At 54.6% G+C, this 25,868-nt stretch carries 19 protein-coding genes, 1 tRNA gene and 1 pseudogene; 12 read left to right on the top strand and 9 right to left on the bottom strand.

The window, feature by feature from the left end:
• Positions 1-213 precede the first annotated feature (213 nt).
• Entirely contained in the window at positions 214-2,028 is a 1,815-nt protein-coding gene (locus tag NN662_RS15415; protein WP_261931111.1) for a site-specific integrase, read from the top strand.
• Here the strand turns inward: NN662_RS15415 and NN662_RS15410 are convergent.
• Together NN662_RS15410 and NN662_RS15405 are read right to left on the bottom strand one after the other, a co-directional pair.
• The gene (locus tag NN662_RS15410) at positions 2,025-2,417 is read right to left on the bottom strand and encodes a hypothetical protein (protein ID WP_261931110.1); all 393 of its coding nucleotides are present in this window, start codon (positions 2,415-2,417) and stop codon (positions 2,025-2,027) included. The genes NN662_RS15415 and NN662_RS15410 overlap by 4 nt on opposite strands.
• A gap of 22 nt (positions 2,418-2,439) precedes the next feature.
• Positions 2,440-2,808, bottom strand: a complete 369-nt coding sequence (locus NN662_RS15405) for a helix-turn-helix transcriptional regulator (RefSeq protein WP_261931109.1) — start codon at positions 2,806-2,808, stop codon at positions 2,440-2,442.
• Positions 2,809-2,996: 188 nt separating this feature from the next.
• Between NN662_RS15405 and NN662_RS15400 the strand changes: the two genes are divergently transcribed.
• Entirely contained in the window at positions 2,997-3,395 is a 399-nt protein-coding gene (locus NN662_RS15400) for a hypothetical protein (protein ID WP_261931108.1), read from the top strand.
• A 780-nt stretch (positions 3,396-4,175) separates the two neighbouring features.
• On the opposite strand, the gene NN662_RS15395 is transcribed toward NN662_RS15400, so the two are convergent.
• A complete protein-coding gene (locus NN662_RS15395) occupies positions 4,176-5,009 on the bottom strand; it encodes a DUF3883 domain-containing protein (RefSeq protein WP_261931107.1) in 834 nt (277 codons plus the stop codon).
• A gap of 303 nt (positions 5,010-5,312) precedes the next feature.
• Here NN662_RS15395 and NN662_RS15390 point away from each other — a divergent pair, with 303 nt between their 5' ends.
• Positions 5,313-6,554, top strand: coding sequence for a PD-(D/E)XK nuclease family protein (locus NN662_RS15390; RefSeq protein WP_261931106.1), 1,242 nt, complete (start codon positions 5,313-5,315; stop codon positions 6,552-6,554).
• A 245-nt stretch (positions 6,555-6,799) separates the two neighbouring features.
• Here the strand turns inward: NN662_RS15390 and NN662_RS15385 are convergent, their stop codons facing one another.
• The 3 genes and pseudogenes from NN662_RS15385 to NN662_RS15375 form a co-directional block, all read right to left on the bottom strand.
• Positions 6,800-7,426, bottom strand: coding sequence for a hypothetical protein (locus tag NN662_RS15385; protein WP_261931992.1), 627 nt, complete (start codon positions 7,424-7,426; stop codon positions 6,800-6,802).
• A 16-nt stretch (positions 7,427-7,442) separates the two neighbouring features.
• Positions 7,443-8,009, bottom strand: coding sequence for a hypothetical protein (locus NN662_RS15380; RefSeq protein WP_261931105.1), 567 nt, complete (start codon positions 8,007-8,009; stop codon positions 7,443-7,445).
• Positions 8,010-8,230: 221 nt separating this feature from the next.
• Positions 8,231-8,463: pseudogene (locus NN662_RS15375) on the bottom strand (site-specific integrase); the annotation flags it as partial.
• 253 nt (positions 8,464-8,716) lie between these two features.
• On the opposite strand from NN662_RS15375, the gene NN662_RS15370 reads away from it, so the two are divergent.
• Both NN662_RS15370 and NN662_RS15365 read left to right on the top strand, forming a co-directional pair.
• Positions 8,717-9,262 (top strand): hypothetical protein, encoded by a 546-nt coding sequence (locus NN662_RS15370; protein ID WP_261931104.1) that lies wholly within the window; start codon positions 8,717-8,719, stop codon positions 9,260-9,262.
• A gap of 1 nt (position 9,263) precedes the next feature.
• On the top strand, positions 9,264-10,259 hold the full coding sequence (locus NN662_RS15365; protein WP_261931103.1) for an SIR2 family protein: 996 nt from the start codon (positions 9,264-9,266) through the stop codon (positions 10,257-10,259).
• 147 nt (positions 10,260-10,406) lie between these two features.
• Here NN662_RS15365 and NN662_RS15360 read toward each other — a convergent pair.
• Positions 10,407-10,498, bottom strand: a tRNA-Ser gene (locus NN662_RS15360).
• A gap of 150 nt (positions 10,499-10,648) precedes the next feature.
• Here NN662_RS15360 and NN662_RS15355 point away from each other — a divergent pair.
• Positions 10,649-11,512, top strand: a complete 864-nt coding sequence (locus NN662_RS15355; protein ID WP_261931102.1) for a pentapeptide repeat-containing protein — start codon at positions 10,649-10,651, stop codon at positions 11,510-11,512.
• Positions 11,509-12,216, top strand: coding sequence for a nucleotidyltransferase domain-containing protein (locus NN662_RS15350; protein ID WP_261931101.1), 708 nt, complete (start codon positions 11,509-11,511; stop codon positions 12,214-12,216). Before NN662_RS15355 ends, NN662_RS15350 begins: the two co-directional genes overlap by 4 nt.
• A gap of 478 nt (positions 12,217-12,694) precedes the next feature.
• Here the strand turns inward: NN662_RS15350 and NN662_RS15345 are convergent, their stop codons facing one another.
• Positions 12,695-13,324 carry a hypothetical protein gene (locus NN662_RS15345; RefSeq protein WP_261931100.1) on the bottom strand — a complete coding sequence of 210 codons (630 nt, stop codon included), beginning with the start codon at positions 13,322-13,324 and terminating at the stop codon, positions 12,695-12,697.
• A 127-nt stretch (positions 13,325-13,451) separates the two neighbouring features.
• Here NN662_RS15345 and NN662_RS15340 point away from each other — a divergent pair, with 127 nt between their 5' ends.
• From NN662_RS15340 to NN662_RS15320, 5 genes are all read left to right on the top strand, one after another.
• A complete protein-coding gene (locus NN662_RS15340) occupies positions 13,452-14,942 on the top strand; it encodes a type I restriction-modification system subunit M (RefSeq protein WP_261931099.1) in 1,491 nt (496 codons plus the stop codon).
• Complete coding sequence (locus NN662_RS15335) at positions 14,932-16,140, top strand: restriction endonuclease subunit S (protein ID WP_261931098.1); 1,209 nt, start codon at positions 14,932-14,934, stop codon at positions 16,138-16,140. The genes NN662_RS15340 and NN662_RS15335 overlap by 11 nt, the downstream gene beginning before the upstream one ends.
• A 7-nt stretch (positions 16,141-16,147) precedes the next feature.
• Positions 16,148-19,162, top strand: coding sequence for a type I restriction endonuclease subunit R (locus tag NN662_RS15330; protein WP_261931097.1), 3,015 nt, complete (start codon positions 16,148-16,150; stop codon positions 19,160-19,162).
• Between the two features lies 1 nt (position 19,163).
• The gene (locus tag NN662_RS15325) at positions 19,164-19,907 is read left to right on the top strand and encodes a M48 family metallopeptidase (RefSeq protein ID WP_261931096.1); all 744 of its coding nucleotides are present in this window, start codon (positions 19,164-19,166) and stop codon (positions 19,905-19,907) included.
• A gap of 192 nt (positions 19,908-20,099) precedes the next feature.
• On the top strand, positions 20,100-24,809 hold the full coding sequence (locus NN662_RS15320; RefSeq protein ID WP_261931095.1) for a DUF3320 domain-containing protein: 4,710 nt from the start codon (positions 20,100-20,102) through the stop codon (positions 24,807-24,809).
• A gap of 89 nt (positions 24,810-24,898) precedes the next feature.
• Here NN662_RS15320 and NN662_RS15315 read toward each other — a convergent pair whose 3' ends face one another.
• Positions 24,899-25,771, bottom strand: coding sequence for a DUF3102 domain-containing protein (locus NN662_RS15315; RefSeq protein ID WP_261931094.1), 873 nt, complete (start codon positions 25,769-25,771; stop codon positions 24,899-24,901).
• Positions 25,772-25,868: the final 97 nt, after the last annotated feature.

Genomic DNA, 25,868 nt, shown 5'->3' with positions numbered 1-25,868 from the left:
TGGGCATCAGGTCGCCAATGATGCCAAAACGGGATCCGAAACGGGCGGAAAAGACAAAATATTCAGGAATTTAGCGAGAATGGCTGGGGAACCTGGAAAGTAATCCAACTTCTATCAACACCTTGATACGAAACAACCTATTGCAATTAAAAGACTTATTTTCTAGCAGTGTTCCGGTTGGGTGTTCCGGAATAGTGCTACGGATGGGTGGAAATGGCAAGGGTCACATATCTCGAACGGCGTGGTGCAACCTACTATGCCAGGCTGGATGTTCCGCTCGATCTGGTCGCCCACTACGGCACCTCCACTCGCAAGAAATCGCTGCGCACCAAGGACGAGAACGAGGCCAAGAAGCGTCTCTGGCCCGTGATTGAAAGCTGGCAGGCCGAGTTCGATGAAGTGCGCTCACGCCGCGAACTGACGTCAGACGACAAAGCGGCTGCCGTCTGGCAGCACTACGAGGCGACGCTGGAAGGTTACGATCGCAAGCAGCGTGCAATGCCAACACCGGAAGACCAGGACGCAGAGCTACAGAGCCTGTATCGCCGGATCGATCTCGGCGAGATAACGTCCGACAACTTCTTTGGCATGATCAACGCCTACACCGACTTCGAGCTGATGCTGAGAGCCCGGATCGATGATGCCAATCTGCGCAGTCGTCGCCTCGCTGCACTGAAGAGGGCGCTTGCCTCTGGCGACAACAAATTGATCGCGCCGGTTGTGCAGGATTTCGTCGCCAAGCACAGGCTCCTGGTCGATGAAGGCTCGGATGAGTATCGCGAGCTTTGCGTGCTGATGACGCGCGCTGAAATTGAGGGGCTGCAGCGCACCCTGGAACGTGACGAGGGGGATTTCACCGGAACTCCAAAGGATCCGATCGTCAAGCCAGCCTCCGGGGTCGCCCGCGAGGCAGCAGCTCCTGGCCAGACCATCATGGAGCTCTTTGAAATCTACGCACGCGAGAACCCTAACCAGATCAAGTCGGACACGCTTTCACAAGCTCGTCGGGACGTCGGTCTGTTCGTTGACCACGTCGGCAGCACGTTCCCAGTGCATCGGATCGACAAGAAGGCTGTCCGGGAGTGGAAGGCGCTCTTGCTTCAATACCCGATCAAGGCGACCGAGACGAAGGCTTTCGCAGGCATGAAGATTGCCCAGATCGTGAAGCACAATGAGATCATCAAGAAGCCCACAATCAGCGCCCCTACGGTCAATCGCCATCTATCCGGATTCAGCGCCTTCTGCACCTGGCTGACGAACCACGGCTACCTGACTGCGAACCCGGCGGCCGACATGTTCCTCAAGAAGTCCAAAGAGAAGACGACCAAGCCCTTCACGGTGGATGAGATGAACGTCTTGTTCAAATCGCCGTTCTTCACTGGATGCCAGAATGCTGCTGCCCCCCGCTTCTGGAGCAAGCCAGGTAATGTCCTGATTAGAGACCATCGTTTTTGGGTGCCGCTGATCATGCTGTTCTCCGGCGCCCGGCCGGCAGAGATCGCTCAGCTTGCCATAGACGACGTTCGTCAGGACCGCGGTCACTGGATCATGCACATCACGATAGAGGGCGATGGGGACAAGTCCGTTAAGACTACTGGCTCGATGCGCGTTGTGCCAATTCACCCTGAGTTGGTGAAGCTCGGGTTGCTCAAGCATCATGCTGCAATGAAGAAGCAGGGAGAGAAGCGACTGTTCCCACTCGCTGAGCGCAATGAGCGCGGCCAGATGATTGCTACATTCAGCCGCGACTTCCCGCGTTACCTGACGAAGATCGGCTTGAAGGAAGGTCGCGGCTTGTCACTCTACAGCTTCCGGCATGGGGCGGCTGACGCTCTCCGTCGCGCGGGCTTCCTCGACGAGCAGTTTGGTTTCATACTTGGGCATACGGCAGGCACGATGACCCAGCGCTATGGCACGTTGCCGCAAGGGATGCTTGAACAGCGAGTGGAGCTGATTAACTCGATCGCCTATCCTGGGCTAATGATTGATCACCTGAAAGCAGCCGATGGGGTAGAGGAGGCGGCTTAGTCACGTTCGCCCGGCTGTTCGGATCCGGCAACTCGATCCAGCTGGTAGCCGCGACGCCAACTTGGTGCAGCGTCAATCGCAGCCTGATAGCGCCATCGCTGCTTTGTCCGAGGCTTCACCCAGGTGATCGACATGCGCTTTCCCTGGTCGAGCGCTTCTTTGGTGGCCCGCTGCATCTCCGCGGTTGGCTTGGCTGGGACAATTCTAAGCCCACTCGCCTCAATCTGCTCGAGCATGAAACGTGTTACGAGCGATGCTTCGTCATCGCCCAGGCTGATCCGTCGATCGGAAAGCCCTGTCTTTAATGCCTTCCTGAGAATGCGCCACGTGTCGAGGTCAAGCTGGTTCGGCAGAGTAGGGTCGCTTTGAGCCGGTCGTCGGTCACTCATGTAGGATCTTCCCGGTCGCGGATCATTTGCCGCGCTTTTTCTTTTTCGATTTGGGCTTGGGAGTTCCTTCCCGTGACGTGCCTGCGAGTTCATCGGATGTATCAGTTGAACCGCTGGACAGCGCCTTGCACATGAAGTCGACAGCTCTATCGTTAAAGAACTGTCTGAGCACGGCACGAGTGAAATGGGTTGGTTCGATCCCAAGGGTCTCTACCGCGGCTTCAATATGTTCCGGGGAGAAATAGTGGCGCCCGGTGATTAAGTTCATCATTTTCGCTCCTCGCTTGAAACCAAGGCGCGCCGCTAGCTGTTCAGTCGTTAAGCTAGATGCGCGCAAGTGGTCTCTCAGAATCTGTCCGACAATAATAGCGGCATTGGGGTTCTTCTCCATCTTGGATTCCTCTCTATAGATTAGGTAGAACATCTCATGATTCGTAATATAGTTCCAGGAATTAATTCGAAATCAAATTTCGATAAGTAAGAACTTACTTACAACTGAACTTTTTAAAAATTAACCAGCGATAATCCTCGAGATTATACGATATATATTGTGTGCGATGATCAGTGAGAGCGAAAAATATGATTGAAGAAATTAAGAATGAGATCTCCAACTTGCTCAGGGCGCACGTCGATGTCAGTCCCTACACTTTGAATGAAATCGCGATTCTATGCGGTTTCCATGGACCTGAGATACTGGAAGGTATTCTGACTGGTAAACTCCGGGTTCCCCTCGACAAGGCGATGCCATTGGCTAAGGCAATCGGTTGTGACGAACGGAACTTGTTCGTGCTCGTGCTCAAGAGTTGGTTTGGGGCAGAGCTGGTTAACAAGGTCGAGGAGGTGTTCGCGAGCGATACGGCTTCGGCTGTTGAGCGTGATTGGATCGCCTTTCTCCGTGAATTCTATGGTGATCGGATCCCGGAGTTGACCCCGACGTTGCGTCGCCGCCTTCGTTTGCTTGTCAGCTTGCCAGACTGACGCCTGTCTCGCTCATATGGGAAACGATTGGGTGCGACCCGCTGGTCGCACCATGATCGGTATGGGAGGATAGGAGATAGGGTGCTTGCGGCGACGGAAAGGATCCCCATAGTTAGTCCATCCATACCCTAGGACTTCGAAGCTCTGGGTGCAGGTCACAACCAGTCATGTGCGGGGCAGGAGGCTAGTGGGCACCAGGTGGTAGGCAACAAGGTGAAGTTGCGCGCCAATGTATCGTCCGTTGAGACCAAAATCGTTTTGAAACGGCGGGCTCCGACGCGGCTGGTCTCGCGGCTAAAGCTCAAATCGGCATTGAATTAGCGGTCTGGCGAAGCGTCGTTTCTATGCGATGCAGACCGCTCCGAATATGTTTTCCACGCTGGCAATCATAGAATCCCGGCTAGGGACTCAAAGCCGTGCTTGCAAAAGCACTCGAATTTTTGAGCCGATGCTTTATCGATCGTCAGTGCTTAGGAGCCGACAGCCGTGCCTGCAACCTGATCGTGTCGTCCGACCTTTACATGGAGAGCAAAAACGCCAAATCCAGGCCATTCTGTCAAGAACGGGGAAAGGTAGCGTCAACGTTGAGTGCATTTCCGCAACGATTGCGAATTTCATGTCAAGGTTATTTGCAACTTTAAGTATATAGTTGACAAGGTTCGTTGGTCGCAACCTTTACCAAATTGGAGCCGGCAGCCCTCTTATGTAAAGGTATACGGCTCATCTGGGTCACCATCCAGGGAATAGGCAGAGTGGCCGCCCTGATAGGCACTCTCGTGATCAGGTGAAGCTGGCTTGGAACGCCGTCGCGGTTAGAGTCACGTGCGCCTCAAGGGGAGGGGTAAGCTCGAACGCCTTAGGTGCTCTTGAGAAGTTCCATAGGCGCAAGAGGCGCCACTCAGAACGGCGTTCCTGTGCAACGGCGAGCTCATTGCGGCTGATGTGGAACGGCGTGCGCTCCCATCCGTTGGTTGTCTTGACCTCAATGAGCCTCTCGCCACCCGACTGGTCGAAGCTGGCTATGTCATAGCCCAAGCCATCGCCTTCTTCATCAGAGATCCAGCGCACATTCTTTGCCAGGTCGGCGCGGCCTGCTGCTTCCAACGTCGCCCGCTCGTAAGCCAAAATGAGTTCTTCGCCGGCGCGTCCCAGTATACGGTTGCGCTCGTCTCGACCGGCCACATCGAATTTGCGAGCAATGCGCAGCATCTGCTCAAGCTCCTGCGGCGGTGGTTGGTTCGACATCGTGGGCGGCGGTCCGATCCAAAGTGCTTGAGGCTCGCGAAAGGCAGAGCTCCACGTTGGTTCTGGTCGCCGCTCTAGCCAAGCCGGGTTGGCCGAGAACCACCGTGCAACAGCGCCATCAAGAGACTTCTGGTAATTGAACGCCGGCTTGTATCCTGGGATCCAATCCTCACCGAAGCCTTTGAGTGCCGCGCTGATGTTCTGATGTTTGAACTCGATTGAGGTGCGGGACCGGCCGATAACTTGCTGAAGGCGCCGGTTGTGCTCGGCCTTGTTATAGGTCCTGCCGGCAAGGTCGAGCTGCAGCATCTCGAAATAGTCTGCAACGATCAGATCGTTTTCCGTATCGGTCCATGGCCCTTCAGTCATATGACGATGCTATATGCGCCCCATTCGTCTGTCACCTGAGCTGTCGCGCGATCGATGCTCTTAACGACGCGGATGAGAAAGTGTCCGTTGAAATTTCTAGGTGAACGCAGTCCAGTCTCCCGGCGCTCCCCGCACTCCTGGAGCATCTGCACCTATTATCCAGATGTATAAAAGTCGGCCATAGAAAGCCGACGACGGTGTGCAAGAGGGATAGTTCGGAGCTCGAATATAGATTGTGAAAGTCCGAAAAGCCCGGCAAAGATGTGGACAATGGATTCAACATCAAAATATTGAGATATCGCATTGGCATCTGATACTGCTGAGATGGAAAGCCGCCTGGAGAAACTACTCCTCGAAGATGACGACTTCGCTGAGCTCGAAAAGGAGTTCGATCAATATTGTCCTTTTGAAGCGCTAGGTATGGTTCGCTCAGAAGTCAGGCACGGCAACTATCTGGCTCATCTGCTGAACCCGAGCCGCCCTCACGGATTTAATGCAGCTGTTCTTCGGGCATTCTTGATGTGTATCGCACAAGAATGCCCTTTCCCTCGAAGCGATTTCAGCTTGAAGGCGCTAGATGTTCATGTGATGGACATAGATCAAGCGGACGTTAGACGGGAATGGCGTAACATAGACCTACTTATCGTCCTGCGATCTTCACAAATAGTAATTCCCATAGAGTTGAAGATTGATTCAAGCCAAGGCCACGATCAGCTAAGACGTTACCGGCGAATTGTTGAACAAGAATGGCCTATGTCGCAGGGATGGAAGCATTTGAATGTCTTCCTCACAAAGCATGAGGAGGCCCCGACCGATGTTGACCACTGGGAACCGCTGCGAATTCGCGACCTTGTTGAACATCTGCAGCCCCTGGCGGATCAGTCCAACAACAGTCAGTCGGCACAGATGCTGCGGTCCTATCTTCGAATGCTCAGGAGACACCACTTGGAAGATCGTCGTTTGGAAGACATTGCGCGAAAGCTTTGGGCACAGCACAGCGAAGCGCTCGAATTTCTTGCTGATCGAAGACCAGATGAAACAGGCAACCTCTTCGAAGCTTTGAAAGATAGACGAAGTGATCTTCTAGCGGCGATCAGGGAAACAGGCGTCAAAATGATGCTTGACGTCGATTATAAAACCATTCTTCGACTGGCGTTTGAACAATGGGATGACCTTCCCGGTTTCAAGAATTCGCGATGGACTGAATCCAAGAGGTTTATCTTACTGGAGCTCAAGCGCGAAGGTCCGAAGATAGCTGCTTATCTATACCTCGGTCCAGGAGATGAGCAGATCCGCCAACGATACGTCACAATTTTGGATGAGAAGCGTCTGCATCGCCCGACATCCCGGCCGGGCAGGGATTGGACTTGCCTCGCGAAAAAGGAAATTTATCAAAAACAACCAGATGACGAAACAGATATTGATGCTTCCATTGAGACGATGATGCAGTCTGTTTCGCTATTCGCGCGTAAAATCTTCGACCATTTTGATCCAATTTTGCAGATGCTGGAGACATCGCCTGGTGCCGCTCCTCAGGCTAGTTGACCGGAGTTTGAGCTGCTTGTTTGATGAATTCCGGTAAGCACTCTGCCGCCCGGAACATCGCTCGATGACACTCGTGAAGCCTCTGGATCTGTTTGTCTTCAGGGAGACGCCTCCGGCGCGGCTTGCAAGAGCTGACGGCGGTAACAAGCCAGATCGGTGCTGTTTGGCGAGGGCTACCCAAAATTTGTAACGACGGAGGGGCTTCGATAGTTCTTGGGGTAGGTGCTGTAGGCTCCTTTTGCTGGCTACGGCAAAATCCCTGACCATTCACCGGAATGGCTGCCAGCGTGGTTTGCCATTCCCGGCTTCGTCAGGCAACCTTTTGGTGTCGCGTAGCTATCGATGCGTCTCTCGGGTCGTTCGTGCCAGCTGATGTTGAAGGCCCAATAGGTCGGAAAGAAATAGAGAGACGAGTAGGGCAGGTGATCGTGAATCCACCAGGAGAGCTTTTGCCATTCGCCTTCCCCCTGGAACCGGTCCCAGAACGAGGGCACGACGACGCAGGCTGTGGCGCCCATAAAGCCGTCCGCATCACGACGATCCCAGATGTGCCCCGCGTAATTCGCCTCGTTTGCAGCGCAGGTGTATCCCTTGTTGCCTGCACGCTGCATCTGGTTGCCGAAACCGTTGACTTCGGCAGAGCGAAAGGCCGAGCGAATGGCGATGCGGCCGAAAGCATCCTGCAGCGGCTCAAGCAAGTCCTCGCACAGCCGCGTGCCGGCAGCGATCGCCAGATCGGGATCGTCGGGCAAATTGTTGAAGCCATGGATCGAAGCGATGTCCGAAAACAGGAAATCGCGCATGAACAAGGTCTTCGACAACCGCACTCGTCCGAAGTCTGTGAGCGTTGCAACTGACCAGGACTTTTTCACTGGACATAAATCCGGTTCAACGGATCCCGAGGCGTTTAAGCGCCTCGACGAGTTCGGAATGTATCTGCCACCGATATTCTGCAGAAAGGTCACTATCGGCGTCCATTCCATCAGCGAGAACGCTCGTCCAAATAGTCGTCCCATCCTTGCGTTTCTTGGGCGTGAGATGAAGAATTTCGCTGATGTCCCGCCCGAATGTGCCGTAGTGCAAGTTCGCGCTGCTGAAGCTTTGATAGCCTGCGGCTTCTGCCAGTTCGGTTGCGGTCATTATCTGACGCGTGGCATGTGCCTTGAGCATTGCAATCTCATTGTCCTTAGGCGGGCGTGCCGTCAAAGCGTCCACATACTCCTGGATTGTCGCAATGTGGGCTTCCGGCCGATTTGCCGCGGTCACGCTATACTTTTCATCAACCCATCGCTTGGCGAGAGATAGGGCTTCCTCAATTGTCTTGCCCTTGAAGCGATTGGAGGTCGCAAGCGACTTCCCTAGATATATTGCAGAAGTGGGTTCTCCACGGAAGGCGGCAGCGATTATCTTGTGTCCACGATAGAGGGCTTCAACTCTGGTCTTGTCTTGCGGCATTCGTCCCTCACCTGATCTGCTGTAAACAAAGTGACGCGTGGTTGTCTGTAACGAAGCCTTCCTCGCCGAACTGAAACAGTTTGATATCGCTCACGCCCCGGGCCGATCATCACGCTTTTGATTGCATGCGAATTTCTATTCGCCTGCAGCATTATGTCCAGCTAAATTGCCCTGGCGCTCTGATTTGGCAACACGTCGATCCGCTGGATCTCTTGAGCCTACCCGCGCTTGGTAGGCGAGATCTCGCGCTGGTAGCGCTCTAGGAGCTGCCCCAGCGTCGTGCTTTCAAGGATCTTCGTGTCAGGTGCAGCGCCGAACCGGTCAACCTGGACTTCCAGATCGCGGGCCCATTTCTCAGCTTCGAGCTTGCCGTCGAACGATTGCACCGAGGTTTCATACCACGACGACGCACCTGCGCTCGCGCGCGTCCTCTGAGCTCCCGGAGCGTCGCCATGTAGCCTCCAAACGATGTTAAAGGTCACGCGTAGGATGCCCCTGGAGGGGTGCCAAGGCTTATCCGTCAAGTCTGCCCATGATACTGAATCCAAAAAAGCCGCACGTTGTTGGTCAAAATAGGATACAACCTCGACGAAACAAAATTGAACAATGCGGTAAGACGCGCAACTGACCTATTCAACGCCCAAAGAGCTTCCATGTCAGCACCGTTGCTATCCCTCTCATTGAATTCGTTTATACGAATATACTCCATGGATCCTGCACGGCAAATTTCAGAGGTGCTGCGACGAATTCAATCGTCAGCCGGATACGATTTTTACCGAAATTTGCATCTAGCGATTGCAGCTCATATCCAGGAGAAGTCCAAGGATGAGATAGATTACATCTTAAACAGTTCTTCACGGCCGGATGAGATTAGCTACAACAAGGCCGCCTTCGATTCGTTTAACGTTAAGTTCGGAAAAAAAACAAAAATATCTTTGTTTGAAAAGAAAGGACAATTGAAGCTCGCTGATGGAAAAATACTTGTAAGAGTAAGTCCAAGCTTCATGCTTGAGACTCCGAATGGGATGGATGTATACCATATATGGCCAATACAAAATCCAAAGCTGGATAAATCAAAGGCAAACTGCGGATGCTATATTATGCAGCAAGCCTTTAAGAAGATATCTCCAAACTACACATACAAGATATTCGATTCAACTTTGGGAAAGGTATATTCTGGAACAAGCAATACTGCGCCATTAGCTGTTAATAGCATTGCGCAGAACATGGCCAACTGGATAGAGAATAGCTGAGATGAGAAAGCTATTCATATTCGGTAACGGACTTGGGATGGCAATTGCGCCCGACGAGTTCAATCTAAACACAGTAATGTCCGCGGCGTGGATGAGCGGCCAGCTCACAGAAGCGCAAAAAAAGCTCATGCTGGCATGCCTTCCAGATGGCGCAAAAATGCCGACATCTGAAGAGCAATTGGCGAAGCTGCAAGAGATTGTAGCAGCATGTGAGGTTCTACTAGAGATTCCTCCCACTAAGATTGGCCATTGGCTATCACAGCATGGCCTGGATTTCCCCAGCGCTGTCCAACAGTTTGGATTTGAAGTGGCACGACGAATGTTTGTTGCGAAACATAGCCACGGCGAAAATATTGGAAAACGATGCTGCTTACCGGAGGAATTTACGAACAGTCTAGCCGAGAGGATTACAGAAACTCAATCGCACGTCGCAACATTAAACTACGACGGTCTGCTCTCGTCGGCATTTGGGGCCTTGAACATACTCGACAATAACAAAATTCTTCGGGACGGGTTCGTAGACCAAAAATTTGATAAAAGAAACATGTTTAGACAGAAGGAACAGGGAGGATGGTATCTGCACCTCCATGGCTGCCCATTATTCGTTGACAGGGATAAATCTAGACCTCATAAATTAAGTCCAGAATCTATAGAAAAGCCCGGAAGAAAACTTAAGAACGTTGGGCGGCATATCGTATTAACGCACGTAACACACAAGAAATACATAATATCATCATCTGAAATACTTACAACATACTGGGAGTTTCTAAAAAGGGCGCTTGATGAAAGCGAAGAGATATTGATCTTCGGCTACTCTGGCAACGACACTCACTTAAATCAACTGATCGCGCAGAAACGCGGGCGCAAATTAGTTAGAGTTGTAGAATGGCTCGGAGCCGGATTTGATGACATCCGCGGACCGTTCTGGGCGAACCAGTTAGGCGGTGAAATCAGCTTAACTCTAAAGGAAGACGTTCTCACTTTCAGAGACTGGTAGCGGAGCGCCCTTCGCCAATGCAGTGCGCCTTCGCATCAACTCAGCATATGCGCCTCCATCGTGGCCCGCACCGATTTGCGCACCGGTCACAAAGATGAAGAGTTATCAGTCAACAGATTGGAAACCTTACACCCGAATGGTTCCCAATGGCGGAGAAGGGGGGGGATCCGAACCTCCGATACGGTTGACCGTATGCCGCATTTCGAGTGCGGTGCATTAGACCACTCTGCCACCTCTCCGCATAACTGGTCGGCGCTTGATTTGCGCGGGGTGTCTCATAGCGATGAGCGGGGCGAACACACCCATGTTTTAAAGCGATATCTGAGCGGCGCAATTGTGCCTCATTCACTCCCGGTGTATTGCTCAGGTAATCAACGTATGAGCGAGCCGTGGCTAACGACCTAACTGACAATACCCAGACTATCGCGTTTAAGCCGCTCAGACTTGAATCAGAGAAACTGAAGCATGCGACAGGCACTGCTTTCAAGCATGCTCAACTGACCGACGTCAGCGGAAAGACGCAGGCTTTTGACCAAGTGGACTTCTCTTACTCTTTGATTACCCGTGGCTATTTTCATCAAGCTACTTTCAAGCAATGCAATTTCACAGGAACACGATTCATCGACTGCAACTTCCGAAATGCAAACTTTGACGAATGCAATTTTAGCTACTCAGATTTTAGTGGGTGCAGGATTGAAACAGATGAGATTCTCAAGAACCTTCCTGAACGGCCAAATGTGCGCCGCGAACTCTTACAAATTCTGAGAAAGAATGCTCTTTCGATGGGAGATGTGTCCGCTGGCAGGGCCTTCGTTGTCGCCGAACTCGCCGCTAAAAAGGAACACCTACGGCGAGCCTGGATGCAGGATGAAGCTTATTATAAGCGCAAATACAAGGGCTTCCGAAAACGCGCATCAGTATTAATTCAAAGAATCGGCCTGTGGCTTGACGGCTTTCTCTGGGGACATGGCGAGAAATTGTGGAACCTCCCTATTTCCGCATTGGTAATCCTCGCTGTCTTCTCTCTGATTTCATCCCTGGTCTGGGCATCACAAATTGCAGACCCGTCGGTCTCTCAACTGACGACCGTGTTTAAGTCCTACATGGTATATTATGTCAGCCTCTTCCTCGATGCCCCCTATGAAGAAAGCCTCAACCATATCGTTGTGATCGATTGGATAGTGGTTATCTTTCGTTACGTTAGCCTTGGCATTCTGGTTTCCGGCTTGTTTCGTTGGCTGTCGCACAGATGACGGTTGTTCTCCCGCCTTCGATCGTTAACATCAGCCTATTCGGATCAGGCGCGCGCAACGATAATGACGCCAAAAGCGACTTAGACATATTGGTTATTGTAGAAAACGGCACGGGTAAGACCGAACCGGATCCAGTCAGAGAGTTCGTGAAAGCAGAGTTCGGTAAGGAGCCCTCTCTCTCATGGTATGGTCTGCGGAAGATCAGAGCACTTTTTGAATCCGGTGATCTCTTTGCGTGGCATCTTTGCCTGGAAGGCAAAACACTCGCCGGAATGAGTCTGCAAAAGCTTTTCGGGACCCCTGCCGACTACAGAAGCGCCCAATCAGATATTTGCGACTTGAGAGGGATTGCGAGCCGTGTAGAACGATGGGTAACAGCTTGTCATGCGAACGCTGTGTTCGAACTGGGTATTCTTTACGTTTGCGCTCGGAATGTTGCGATGGCTGCAAGTTGGCGGCTGAGGAGGACTCCGTCTTTCGGTCGCTACTCTCCTTTCGAACTTCCAATCCCGTTCCCCATTGCACTGGAGACCTATGAAAAGATGCTTCAGTGCCGAATGGCGAGCCAGAGGGGAAGCATACCGCCAGACGTCGCTGCGTCGGAAGTGCTGGAAGTTCAGCGAGACCTTCTGATATGGTGTGATGAGGTGGCCGGAGCCGTCGCAAAAGTAGAGGCAACAGATGAGCAGATCTCGACGATTTGAGCAGCGTATTGAAATAGAACGCGCAGCGCTTGAGATTGTAAACACCTCGAGTATTGCACGTGAAGAGCGCCTAGCTGGGCTAACGGCCGCCGCAATCGAGAGCTGGTCAATCCGGGTCAGTAACCATTGCAGCGAAACACGGATAGCGCATATGTGCAAAACATTAACGGCTCTAGCAACGGAGACTGGACTTCTGTCAGACAACAGTCGCGCAGTCTTTTTTCCCGGCGATGATCATGCTGATCGAACGGTCAAATCCCTTTTAGATACGCTGATGAAGCAGTGTGAGGCTCACGCTGCGTAGGGTTATTTGTCGCGATTGAGTTGGAGTTCAGGCAAATCGTTGGGCTTCACGGTTTAGTGACAAGCCTAGCCACTCCACAAGTGCGTGGCCGGAGCCGCTGACAGTGCGCTTAATCACATTCGACCACTCTGCCACCTCTCCGAAGGGTCTGGTCGGCGCATTGAAGCCCCGCCATCAATGCAATTTTCGGTATTCCTCTGGCGCCAGTCGACGGAAGGCCTTCTCGAACCTCTCATACTCGCCCAACAGCGAATCGGCTAAAGTTCTTAATTCTTTAATATGAGCCCAAGTTGCATCTGAAAATTGGTCCTCTGCGCGTTCGCGATCCAGGGGAACAGAAAGGTGGCCTGGGGGCCAGTTGCCAGCCACGCCGACATATTCCGCAATCCTGCTACAAAAACCCATCGCCTGCCGAACGATTTCCGCCGATATGTTGTCTAGGCTAGCGTCCTCGAATTCGTAGTTCGTCCCGTGCCAATCATCAGCAAGAATCTCCAGTTTATCTAGCAAATCGCTTTTGAAGGGCTGGCCAAAATTCTGCTCCTTGAGAAAGCGACGTGTTGGCTGGTCAAATAGGCTTCGCATCTTATTGCCTAAGGCTTTATCGTGCGGATGAAGTTGCGCGGCAGCTACCGCATGGCTTGATAACTGTAGATCCAGGACAAGCCAGCCAATAAACGCTCCAACAGCCACCACGATAGGCTCCCACGGAAACGCCGCATCATGTAGCGAATAGCCAAACCAAACGCCCGTAAAGGCCAGCGTTAAAACCGGTGCAGATCGCTCTAGTGTGCTATTCTTCATGTGGAATCCTCCAGCGACGAATGATTGGAGTCGACTTCTATTGGACGCTCTATAGATGTCCAGCTAAATTGCCCTGGCGCTCCGATTTGCTATTGTGGGCGCAAAGCATGACGGGGGAACGCACATCGTGAGCACACTCACCCTTTCGCAGCTGGAGAACCATCTCTGGCGGGCGGCGGATATCCTGCGGGGATCGATCGATTCCGGCGATTACAAGCACTACATTTTTGGCCTTCTGTTCTTCAAGCGCCTCTCGGACGTCTGGGAGGAGGAGTATGAGGAGCGGCTGGCGCGCTATCATGACGCCGATCTTGCCGCTGATCCGGACGAGCACCGCTTCGATATTCCCAAGGGCCATTTCTGGAAGGATGTGCGCAAGCACACGACCGATATCGGCACGCATCTGAACGCTGCGTTCCGCGCCATTGAAGACGCGAACATGAAGCTGCGCGGCGTCTTCCAGGATGTCGACTTCAACAACAAGGAGCGCTTTCCGGATGCCATGCTGGAAAAGCTGCTGCAGCATTTCGAGACCTATCGGCTGCGCAATTCCGATGTCGAGCCGGATGTGCTGGGCCAGGCCTACGAATATCTGATCGCGCAGTTTGCCGATGATGCCGGCAAGAAGGGTGGCGAGTTCTATACGCCGAAGATGGTCGTGCGGCTGATCGTCGAGTGCCTAAAGCCGGAAGAAGGCATGTCGATCTATGACCCCACCTGCGGGTCGGGCGGCATGCTTCTGGAGGCCGTGCATCATCTGGAGCGGCAGGGCAAGAACCCGAAAAGCCTGTCGCTGTTCGGCCAGGAGCGGAACCTCAACACCTGGGCCATCTGCCAAATGAATCTCTTCCTGCATGATATCGACGACGCACAGGTGGCGCGCGGCGATACGTTGCTGGAGCCGAAGCACCTGACAGGCGACAGCGTGAAGGCCATCCGCACCTTCGACCGGGTGCTGGCCAACCCTCCATTCTCATTGAAAAGCTGGGGGCATGATGTCTGGTCGAAGGGCGATGCCTATGGTCGCGACCGCTATGGCTGCCCGCCGAAATCCTATGGCGACCTCGCCTTCGTGCAGCATATGGTGGCGAGCCTGAAGGAAGACGGCGTCTGCGGCGTGGTGCTGCCGCATGGCGTGCTGTTTCGCGGCGGTGCGGAAGGCAAGATCCGCGAGGGGCTGATCAAGGATGATTTGATCGAGGCCGTCATTGGCCTGGCGCCCAATCTGTTTTACGGCGCGGGCATTCCGGCCTGTATTTTGATCCTACGCAAACAAAAGCCGGCGGCCCGCAAGGGCCAGATCCTGATCGTCAACGGCGCCGAGCATGTCGTCGAAGGCAAGGCGCAGAACCATCTGTCGGAGGCCAATGTTGCCACGCTGGCCAAGGCCTATGGCGACTTTGCCGATGCCGAGCGGCTGGCGCGGGTGGTGCCATCAAGCGAAATCGAGGCGAATGATTTCAACCTGAATATCAGCCGATATGTGCATCTGGGCGAAGAGGCCGAGGAGGTCGATGTCGCGGCGGAAGTAGAAAAACTCGTCGAGCTTCAGGCCGAGCGGGATGCAGCAGAAGCCCGCATGATGGCCTTTCTGCGGGAGCTTGGTTATGTCGCGTGAAATGCCGGAGGGATGGCGGCGGTCTGAACTTGGAGACCTAGTTAAACTCGAATATGGCAAAGCCCTCGCTGGTGCGGAGCGCAGGGAAGGAGCAGTTCCGGTCTTCGGGTCAAGCGGCATTGTCGGATATCACGATAAAGCGGTAGCTGCCGGGCCTAGCATTGTGATTTCCCGCAAGGGCTCACTTGGAGGCGTCTTTTATGTCGAGGGCGGCTTCTGGCCTATCGATACAACTTACTTTGTGGTGCAGAGAGAAAACAGCGATTGGCAGTGGCTAACCTATCTTCTGAAATTCGCATCTCTGGAGCGCCTTAACGAGGCAACAGGCGTCCCAGGACTTAATCGCGACAAGGCCGCCAAAGAGCAAGTTTTTGTCCCCCCGCTCCACGAACAACGTCGCATTGCCGAAATCCTGTTCAGCGTAGATGAGGCCATTGCGGCAACGCGGGCGGTGATCGAGCAGACCAGAAAGGTCAAGCAGGGTGTGCTGGAACGCCTGCTCACCAAAGGCATCGGCCATACGCGGTTCAAGCAGACGGAGATCGGGGAGATCCCGGAGGGGTGGGAGGTAGCAACCTTGGGCGATGCCTCCGTCACCATCGTCGATGGTGACAGAGGCAAGGAATATCCTAAAGCCGAAGACTACCAAGATGATGGCTATTGCCTCTTCCTGAGCGCAAAAAATGTAACCAGATCAGGGTTTGTTTTTGAGGAGTGCCAATTTATCTCCGAGGAGAAGCACCGGAAACTTCGCAACGGTCTGCTTCAGCGCTCTGACATTGTCGTCACGACGAGAGGAACCATAGGCAATTTCGCATTCTACGGTCCGAACATCGCGTTCGACTGCGTGCGGATAAACTCTGGAATGGCTGTTATGCGCTCGACGGGCTCTGACATACTTCCAGAGTTCCTGTTTGCTCTGACCGCCTCGCAACTGGTCGATGATCAACTCAAACGGCGGGTATTTGGCAGCGCCCAGCCACAATTGACGCTTGATATATTGCGTAAACTTGTTGTTCCTGTGCCTCCACAGGAGGAACAAGTGTCGATCGCTGCGCAGGCAAAAGACTTGCATGAGACTGAAAAGAACCAGCGTGCGGAACTGACGGTGCTTGAGCAACTCAAATCCACCCTGATGTCCGACCTCCTCACCGGTCGCAAGCGCGTCACCGACGCTCTGCCCATGGCTGCGGAGTAAACGCCCTATGAGCCAAGACCCCGAATGGCATTTTGCCGAGCGCCCGACGATCCAGCATCTCCAGGCAATGGGTTATGGCTTCGTGGCGCCGGCGGACCATGCCTCACTGCGCGAGGGCGAGAACCAGGTTCTGTTTCGCCCGCATCTGATTGAGGCGCTGATGCGCATCAACGGGATCGACCGCGCTTCTGCCGAGGCTGCCTATGCCGAGCTTGCGGCGATCAGCGACAACGAGGCCTGGCTGAAGCTGCTGCGCGGCGATTATGCCCGTAAGGTGAGCGGCCAGGAAACGCGCCAGACGCTGCGGGTGATCGATTTTCTCGACCTCGGCAACAACCGGTTTTCCGTTACGCATCAGCTCAGGGTGAAGGCTGAAAACACGCGCAAGCCCGATGTCGTGGTCTATGTGAACGGCATTCCGCTGGTCGTGATCGAGGCGAAAAGCCCGCTGAACGTGAAGGACAAGACTGGCGAGGCCTTCGAGCAGATCAGGCAATATGAGCGGGACATTCCACGCCTGTTCTTTTCCAATGTCTTCAACATTGTCACCGACGGTGCCCTGGTGCTCTACGGCGCGACCGGCTCCGGTTCGAAATATTTTGGCGAGTGGCGCGATCCCTGGCCGAAGGCGGAGGCCGATTTTCCCGACACGCTCGCCAAGGGTCTCTGGTGCCTGCTGGAGCCGCGCCGCCTGCTGGACCTGATCGCGCACTACGTCGTGTTCGAAAAGACCGAGACTGGCACAATCAAGAAGATCTGCCGCTACCAGCAGTTCCGCGCCGTCAACCGCATCGTCGAGCGCGTGATCGAGGGCAAGCACCGGCAGGGGCTGATCTGGCATACGCAGGGCAGCGGCAAATCGCTGACCATGGTCTTTGCCGCGCTGAAGCTGAAGACGCACCGGACAATCCAGTCCGAGCGGCTCACCAATCCGAATATTCTGGTGCTGACGGACCGGGTGGACCTGCACAGCCAGATCAGCGGGACATTCGTCGCCTGCGGCCTGCCGAACCCGACCGCGATCGAGAGCATCAAAGATTTGCACGCGCTGATCCGCAGCGGTAAGGATGGGCACACGGCGCTTTCCACTATCTTCAAGTTTCAGGGCTCGAACGAGGCGATTGCCAACTCGGAAAACTGGATCGTCATGGTGGACGAGGCCCACCGCACCCAGGAAAAGGATCTCGGTGCCTATCTGCGCGCAACGCTGCCCAACGCCCGCTTCTTCGGTTTTACCGGCACGCCGGTGAAGAAGGACGACAAGAACACATACGAAAACTTCGGTGTGCCAGGCGAAGGCTATCTCGACAAATACGGCATCGATGACGCCGTGGCCGACGGCGCGACGGTGCCGATCTATTATACCGGTCGCAAGACCGACTGGCATATCGACGAGGCGAAGATCGACATTCTGTTCGACACCTGGTTTGCCGAACTGGACGACGACAAGCTCAACGAGATCAAGAAGCGCGGGGTGCAGATCGAGGATCTAGTCAAGCATCCACGCCGCATCGCATTGATCGCTTACGACATCTGGACGCATTTCAAGCAGTATGCTCTGCCTGATGGCTTCAAGGCGCAGATCGTCGCCATCGATCGCGAGGCGGTGATCCTCTACAAGCAGGCGCTGACCAAGGTCATTGCCGAAGATCTGAAGGCCGAGGGCATGGAGCCCGCCGAGGCGCTGGCCCGCGCAGATGCCATGTCCGCCTGCGTCTATTCGATCAACCAGGAGGACGGCAAACCGAGCGAGGATGCCCACAAGCAGGCGATCCGCACCGAATTGAAAGCGCATTACCTGGATGCCGAGGCGGAAAAGCTGGCGAAGAAGGCTTTTGGCCGCAAGGGCGACGATCCGCAATTCCTGATCGTTTGCGACAAGCTGCTGACTGGCTTCGACTGCCCGATCGAAAGCGTCATGTATCTCGACAAGCCGTTGAAGGAGCACGGCCTGCTGCAGGCGATCGCCCGCACCAACCGCGTTTCCGACGCGAAGAAGCGCAACGGCTTGATCGTCGACTATATCGGCGTTTCCGGTCATCTGGAGGCAGCGCTTTCCTCCTACCGAGCCGATGACGTGAAGAACGCCATGCGCGACCTGGACGATCTGCGCAACCAGCTGCGGGCCGCGCACTCCGCCGTCGCCGCGCTGATGAAGCCGCTGAAACGCAAGGCAAGCGACAAGGACGCGCTGAAGGCCGAGTATGATACCTTCGTGAAGCTGCTCGGCACGGAAGACAAATGGTTCGACTTCAAGGCGAAGGCCCGCAGCTTCATCGCGATCTACGAGACGCTGAGCCCGGACCCAAGCGTTCTCGAATTCACCGCAGACCTGAAATGGGTCGCCAACTTCCTGCTTTATGGCACGCAGCACTTTGAAAAGCGCCAGGCCTTCGACCAGATGAACTACAGCGAGAAGATCCGCGAGATGCTGGAGAAGCATCTGGAGGCGACGGGTCTAAGCGTCACCGTTAAGCTGCGCCACATCACTGACCCGGAGTTCTGGGAGGATTTCGATCCTGAGGGCAAGACCGAGGAAGACCTGATGACGGCAGCGATCCGCAAGACGACGGAGCTGCGCAAGACCGTCACCGAACGGATCAACGACAGCCCGCATCAGTATGGCAAGTTCTCGGAGCGGCTACGGCAGCTCTTGGAAAAGCTGGAAAGCGCGCAGCTCTCTTGGGGCGAGAAGCTGAAGGCGGCCGAGGAGCTGGCGAAGGACATCACGGCCGAGGATGCGGCCCATGTTGAAGCAGGCCTTACTCCCGGCGCCTACGGTATTCTGCAGATCCTCAACGGCTTCGCGGCTGGCCCTGAGGGCGAGGATTTGGCGGTCCGGCTGGAAGGTCTCTACACCGATCCGGTGACCGCTCCCAACGGTTGGTGGGAGAAGGATGGCCTGCGCAAAAGCCTGCGCCAGCAGGTGCGCTCCATGGCGCATCTGGCAGGGCTGACGCAATTCAGGGAAATCCCGGAAGAGGTCGAGGCCTACGCGCTCAAACATTTCGCAGGGCAGTGACATGGCCGTCTATCGCATCGGCGCCCAAGAGATCGAATACACGCTGAGGCGATCGCCCAGGGCCCGCAAGGCGAGCCTCAGCGTCACGCCGAAATCCTTCGAGCTCTTGGTGCCGGAGGCTGCCACAGACGATCAGATCAGCGCCGTGCTAGACCGCAGGCGCGCCTGGATCATCGAGACTGTGCAGCACATGGCAGAACGCGCCAGGGCACAGACGCGCGTCTACCAGTTCGTGACCGGCGCCAAGATCCCCTATCGTGGGCGTATGACCAGACTCACCATAGAACCCTTCGATGGCTCCCTGGTCGAGGTCAACTTCCGCAACGGCTTCCAGATCCGCAAGCCTGCCAATTTGGCCCCCGAGTCATCCGACAGCATTATCGAGAGCGCTCTCCGGCTCTGGCTGAAGCGCCGCGTGCGTGACGACGCCCGCGACTTCGTCCGCCGGTATGGCGAGCGCCATGGGCTCAAGCCCCGCGGCGTGCAGATCAAGGACCAGAAGCACATGTGGGGCAGCTGCGGCCAGGACCGACAGATCAATCTCAACTGGCACCTGATTTTCTCACCGAAGCCAGTGCTGGAATACGCCGTGGTCCACGAGATGTGCCACCTGAAGCACCGCAACCACGAGCCTGAGTTCTGGGACCTTGTGGGGAAGGTGCTGCCGGACTGGCAGGAGCGCAAGGCCTGGCTCGACAAGAACGAGCACTTGCTGGGGTGGGAGAAGGTGGAGGCGTCGACTTAAGACTAGAGTTGGCTAGTAGGAAATCAGACTGCGCGCGGTAATGGTTCTGCCGTCATTATGGATCACCAATGAAAGCAATTTCGATCGACGTGAAAATCCGAAATTTTTCATGGAAATTGATACGTCTTCTGGGTGATAACTTGCAAAGCACTTTCTCACTGATTGAGTAAGAAACAAGCATTTGGAATCAGCATGCCCATCGAAAACTCGTCCCTTCTAAATGTTCTCGCCAATGCAAGGCGCAAGCTCCTAGACACCGGGACACGCAATCGCCTTGTCCATGTCAACCGAGCGAACACCCGGTCTAATAGTCTCAATATCGTCAACGAGCAGTCGGATGAGGTCTATCGGATACTCAAGACCGGCGGTCGGCGCATGCGTTTCAAGGCCATGGGCAAGGACCGGGTGTCGTCTGAAGAGAATGATGGGCTGCACCTTGCGGAGTATGTGCCCGATGATGCGGTCGATGATGATCGCCTTCGCGACGATGTTTTGGAAACTCCGCTTGGACCAGAAGGCCTTGCACGGAGGCTTCTTCGGATGGCGAAGGATGCCCGGACAGCGGAAGAGGAGCAAGGGCTGAATATCCTGTTCCTGGCGCTTGGATTTTTGAGATGGAAGGAAAGCCCGTCTTCTGAGATCTATCGAGAGGCTCCTCTAATTTTGCTGCCGGTCGAGTTTGTGCGCAATGAGCGGACCTCATCCTATGATCTCAGGGTGCGAGATGATGAAATCTCGACGAACCTGCCTTTGAAGGAGCGGCTACGACAAGACTTTGGCATTCTGCTGCCAGAGATTGAGGAAACCGAGGAGTGGCTGCCCTCGGGCTATTTCGATAGTGTTCAAGAGGCGGTCTCTGGTCAGCTGGCTTGGTCGGTTGACCGAGATGGCATGCAACTTGGTTTCTTTTCCTTTGCCAAGTTGCTCATGCATCACGACCTTGACCTGGAAAACTGGCCAGGGGATGCTTTCGAAAAGCATAAACTGCTCAATGGACTGCTTTTGAACGGCTTCGAGCACGAGGAGCCAACTTTTCCGGACGGGGCGAAGCTGGATAAACTGCTGAGCCCTGCGGACATCATCCAAGTCGTCGACGCCGACGCCTCGCAGACAAAGGTCATCGAGGAGGTCCGACGCGGTGCCGATCTCGTCGTGCAGGGCCCACCAGGCACTGGGAAATCTCAAACGATTACCAATATTCTTGCTGCCGCAGCGCATGATGGGAAGACGGTTCTGTTCGTGGCCGAGAAAATGGCGGCACTATCCGTGGTTCACAACCGTCTAGTGAACTGCGGGCTACGGGATATCTGTCTTGAATTGCATTCCAGAACTGCAAATAAGAAGGCAGTCGTTCAGGAACTAGGGCGCACGCTTTCGAAAGCCGGTCACGGGGGTGCCAGAGTGTCAAGTCCGAACCGTCTTCATGAGGTTCGCGACGAACTGAATGCATTGGCTGACTTACTCCACTCACCAGTGAACACGTTTGGTGACACAGCTTTCGGTGCACTTGCAGAGATCATCCACTTCATGAACGCTGGCGTGCGTCCCCCGTCTATACCTCTGCAGGGGCTCGAAAAACTTGGGTCGGTGGATCGCGAAAGGGGACGACAAGCGCTTGGCAAACTCGCCCAAGCGCAATTGGAGGCGGGGGCGCCAGGGCGGCATCCTTTCAACGGCGTCAGGGCACTGCAACTCCAGCCTACAGATCTTGCGCGTCTTGAAGCGGAAGTAAAAACGGTTGCAGTCGCCATTGAAAATTTGCTTTCAGACAGCAGCAAGATTGCGAATGCGGTTGGAACTATCGCCCCAACCAAGATCTCAGATATTGAGAAATTGGCGACGGGCCTAACGACACTTCTTGACGCGCCGGTAAACATGCCGCGCGACATTGAAGTTCTGTTCGACTTGGCCGAAGATCCTCGACTACAGGAGGCATTGAATACAGGCTCTCTGTGGCAGACTGCATACCAAGCAGCAGAGCAAACGTTCTCCGCAGCCGCCTGGACAGCGGAATGCTCATCCATTCGCCGTTCGCTGGTGGCTGGCAAAGCTTCGATTTGGCAGCGCTGGTTTGGGTCTTATAGACGAGCATCAGCAGAGTTATCCAGCCTTTTGTCCAGCCCTTTGCCTCAGCAGCCGGAGGAACGCATCCAGCTAGTGGACATTCTTATTGACGTCCAACAAAAGCGTGCGCTGCTTGCCTCCGAGGAGGCATGGCTGAGTGCTAAACTTAAGGAACACTGGAGAGGTGAGAAGACAGATTTTCGAGAAGTTTCGAGCCTCTGTGAGTGGCTGGCGGCTATACAGAAGGCGGGAGCCTTTCAGGAAGCATCACAGTTAACTCGTGCCCTTTCAGTCCTGGGAGATCCTGTCGATATCGGAGCTCGGCTGCAATCACAGGTCAGTTCCGTTCGGCCTTCGTTGGCGACAATCTGTGCGCGCCTTCAACTCGACCTTCGTCTTGTCGGGTTTGAGGAAGAGATCGATGTTTTGGAACTCTCCAGCTTCAGTTCGCATCTTCTGAGGATAGCAAACGATATCCCAGCATATTCATCGTGGGTCGGTTTGTGTCGTGCCATTGAGAATGCCTCCGTTGCTGGCGCTAAGGCGGTCGTGGACAAACTGCTCCAGGGACAACTGACACCAACCGAAGCGACCAATGAATACATGTTCGCTTGCGCAGAAGCCCGCTGGACAGAAGCGCGCCGCCGATATCCCGCGATCGAGAAATTGCGCGACCTTGACCGGCATGCGCTTGTTGACGAATTTGCGCAGTTGGAACGAGATCGAATTTCCGATTGCCGGAAGTTGGTTCGGCTTGAGCATAGCAACAGAGTGCCGCGAGGGACCATTGGCGAAATGGGGATCATCCGCGGAGAGGTGGGGCGAAAGAAAGGACATAAGCCCATTCGGTGGCTGATGAAGAATGCAGGGTCCATGGTGCAGCGTATCAAGCCGATTATGCTCATGAGTCCAATTTCCGTCGCACAGTATCTTCCAGCTGGGGTAGTCGAATTCGACCTATTGGTGATCGATGAAGCATCCCAGGTTCGTCCAGAGGACTCTTTTGGGTGCATAGCCCGGGCGAAGCAAGTCGTCGTCGTCGGTGACCAGAAGCAGCTGCCGCCCACATCATTTTTCGACAGAATGGTTGACGATGCAGAAACTGACGTTGATGAAGATGAAGGAACGCCAGCATACGCGGCTGATATGGAGAGCATACTCACGCTCTGCGAAGCGCGCGGTATCAAGCGACGGATGCTTTCTTGGCACTACCGTTCAAGAGACCCGTCCCTTATCCGCGTTTCAAACGCAGAGTTTTATGAAGACGAATTGATACTTCCGCCGTCTCCTCTGCAGCTCGACGATAATTATGGCCTGAAGTTGAAGCGTGTCGCGGGCGTCTACGCTCCCAAAAATAGCGGTCTTGGGCGAGCAGGAACCAATCGGATCGAAGCCGAAGAGATTGCAACGGCGGTTGCTCAGCATGCGAGGTCATGTCCGCAGCTGTCGCTTGGTGTCGTAGCCTTCTCAAAGGCACAATCCGATATGATCACAGAAGTCATAGAAAACAGGCGTCGCGCTGACGGGACGCTTGATCGTTTTCTGCTAGCAGGAGGAGCGGAAGACTTCTTTGTGAAAAACATCGAAAACGTTCAGGGGGACGAACGAGATGTCATCATGATATCTGTGGGTTATGGCCCCCAAGTCGCCGGCGGTAGGCTGACCAGCATGGCCTTCGGCCCAATCAATGGAGAAGGTGGCGGCCGTCGATTGAACGTTTTGTTCAGTCGCGCACGCACGCGATGTGAGGTCTTCATTTCATTTGATCCTGCGGACATCGACCCAAGTCGGTCCAGTCGCGACGGGCTTCGAGTTCTAAAGCGGTTCCTGGACTTTGCCAAAACAGGCATCATGGACGAGAAAGCTGCGACTGGTCTCGGCGCTGATAGCCCCTTCGAGGAAGATGTTGCAGCAGTTATTCGCTCTTTGGGGTATGAAGCTGATCCGCAGGTTGGGTCATCAGGCTTCCGAATTGATATCGGCGTTCGTCATCCTGAACGCCCCGCGCAATACATACTCGCTGTAGAGTGTGATGGAGCTGCCTACCACTCCGCCCTTTGGGCGCGTGAACGTGATCGACTACGCCAGGAGGTTCTAGAGGGCCTTGGTTGGCGATTTCATAGGATCTGGAGCACAGACTGGTTTCATGATCGACAGCGCGAAGTTCAGCGACTGAGGGAAACTCTGGCTAAGGCGAGGGAGGCATTAGACGCTTCGGCGAAATTTGAAGCTCCCGGAGCGCAAGTTGAAAGCCCTGATGATTTCTCAGTCGAAGCGGGAGGCGGAATACAAGAGATTTCTCTCGATCATCTTGTGCTTGCCGGGACTCCCTATCGGAAAGCCGAACCCATCGCCAATTTCAACGGTGAGCCGCATGAGGCGCCAATCGGCTATCTCGCTAAACTGGTCACTCAGATAATTGAAATTGAAGGACCAATCCACGCAGAAGAGGTGGCTCGGAGGATCGCTGCAGCTTTTGGCAAGAGCCGCACCGGCAATCGAATCCAGGAGGTCGCCAACAAGGCGATAAATTATGCTCTGCGGCAAGGCTCTGACTTACGGCGGCAGGAGCAGTTTCTATTCACACTTCAACAACAGGATGATATTCCGATCCGGGACCGTTCCAATGTCGAAGGCGCGCTTCTCAAGGCCGAATACTTGCCACCAATGGAGATCACCACCGCTGCGGAGCTGATCGTAAAGGAGAGTGGCGAGATGTCACGTGAGGATCTGACACGTGCGGTAGCAAATCTCCTCGGTTACCAAAGATTGGGACCAGAACTTGCGCGAGCCATCGGCCAGGCTCTGGAGGATGCTGAATTGGGAAGCGAGCTTTAGTTCACGAAGAATGTGCGGCTGCCTAGACCGGAATGCGGCCCGTCGACAGAAATCTGGTAGTATCGACGGGCTCGGTCTTTCCGACCCAGTTAGGCGTTCAACATCGCAGTTTTTAATTGAACATAATCAAGCTGCAGAAGTGCATCTCGGAACGTCTCGTAGTCCGCGGCAAGCCGAGCCTTGAGGATGTTTACTGCCTTGGCTGCCATCCCGTTCAACCTCTCCTCCCGCTGCAATGCCGCTTCCTCCCGCTGGCTAGCCTCGAGAGCCTTCTTGTCGGCGTCACGTTCTTTGCGTGCTATCTTCCTATCCCACCGCTTGCGCTCATTCTTAATTTCTTCGTCGGTCTTGCCTTCAGCCCGCAGCGCCTTTTCATTCTTCTCCCAAGCACGCTGCTCGTGCTTCGCCGCGCGTTCTTCTTCCCGCCTTTGGCGTGCCTCCTTTTGCGCGGTTGCAATTTGAGAATTGACTTCCTTGTGGTCGAGGAGGAGGCCTTTATCTACGGCGTCAATGACGGACTGCCTGATCTCCTCTGGCGCGCCTTTCGCAGCGAGCTTGTAGATGGTCACGGGCGGCAGCACATCGATCACCTTGGGTGCTGAACCAAAGACAGTTGCCGCGTTCATATAGTTCTGGGCAGTGCGCTCAGACATACCGAAGTGGTAGCTTAGCCAATTTCCAAACTGGCCGTGTTCAAGCTTATCCTTTACAGCGCACAGGTCATGTCCAGTGTCGATTATGCTGAGGCGGTGGCGATCTCGGATTCGGATGGCAGCAGCCTCTGCCTCCTGCGCCACTTTAAGTGACACACCAGAATAGTCGAAGCCGAATACGGCAGGACTCGCCGGCACTGAGGGCTCGGAACCAGGCGATTGCTCCGGAGTGTCGACGTCCACGATGTTTTCAGCGTTAGTGTAGTCGAGGTCTTTGAGTTCGTCGTTGGTAATGTGAAGATCAGTCATTGTCAGGCCTCCTGGGTTGATAGGTGTGCGGTGGGCAAACCGCAACGATTGCGGATTTGGGTCAGGCGTGAAAGCGAGCGGCAGCTAGCCGGCAGGT

The organism is Rhizobium sp. NRK18 (assembly GCF_024385575.1).
In the GTDB taxonomy this organism is placed as follows: domain Bacteria; phylum Pseudomonadota; class Alphaproteobacteria; order Rhizobiales; family Rhizobiaceae; genus JANFMV01.
Note: the sequence above shows the minus strand (reverse complement) of the source record. Positions and strands in the feature narration are given on the sequence as shown.

Bases quoted from the DNA above. Each gene is read 5' to 3' on its own strand.
- NN662_RS15415 (WP_261931111.1), top strand. From the start codon at position 214: ATGGCAAGGGTCACATATCTCGAACGGCGTGGTGCAACCTACTATGCC.
- NN662_RS15410 (WP_261931110.1), bottom strand. From the start codon at position 2,417: ATGAGTGACCGACGACCGGCTCAAAGCGACCCTACTCTGCCGAACCAG.
- NN662_RS15405 (WP_261931109.1), bottom strand. From the start codon at position 2,808: ATGGAGAAGAACCCCAATGCCGCTATTATTGTCGGACAGATTCTGAGA.
- NN662_RS15400 (WP_261931108.1), top strand. From the start codon at position 2,997: ATGATTGAAGAAATTAAGAATGAGATCTCCAACTTGCTCAGGGCGCAC.
- NN662_RS15395 (WP_261931107.1), bottom strand. From the start codon at position 5,009: ATGACTGAAGGGCCATGGACCGATACGGAAAACGATCTGATCGTTGCA.
- NN662_RS15380 (WP_261931105.1), bottom strand. From the start codon at position 8,009: ATGCCGCAAGACAAGACCAGAGTTGAAGCCCTCTATCGTGGACACAAG.
- NN662_RS15370 (WP_261931104.1), top strand. From the start codon at position 8,717: ATGGATCCTGCACGGCAAATTTCAGAGGTGCTGCGACGAATTCAATCG.
- NN662_RS15365 (WP_261931103.1), top strand. From the start codon at position 9,264: ATGAGAAAGCTATTCATATTCGGTAACGGACTTGGGATGGCAATTGCG.
- NN662_RS15350 (WP_261931101.1), top strand. From the start codon at position 11,509: ATGACGGTTGTTCTCCCGCCTTCGATCGTTAACATCAGCCTATTCGGA.
- NN662_RS15345 (WP_261931100.1), bottom strand. From the start codon at position 13,324: ATGAAGAATAGCACACTAGAGCGATCTGCACCGGTTTTAACGCTGGCC.
- NN662_RS15335 (WP_261931098.1), top strand. From the start codon at position 14,932: ATGTCGCGTGAAATGCCGGAGGGATGGCGGCGGTCTGAACTTGGAGAC.
- NN662_RS15330 (WP_261931097.1), top strand. From the start codon at position 16,148: ATGAGCCAAGACCCCGAATGGCATTTTGCCGAGCGCCCGACGATCCAG.
- NN662_RS15325 (WP_261931096.1), top strand. From the start codon at position 19,164: ATGGCCGTCTATCGCATCGGCGCCCAAGAGATCGAATACACGCTGAGG.
- NN662_RS15320 (WP_261931095.1), top strand. From the start codon at position 20,100: ATGCCCATCGAAAACTCGTCCCTTCTAAATGTTCTCGCCAATGCAAGG.
- NN662_RS15315 (WP_261931094.1), bottom strand. From the start codon at position 25,771: ATGACTGATCTTCACATTACCAACGACGAACTCAAAGACCTCGACTAC.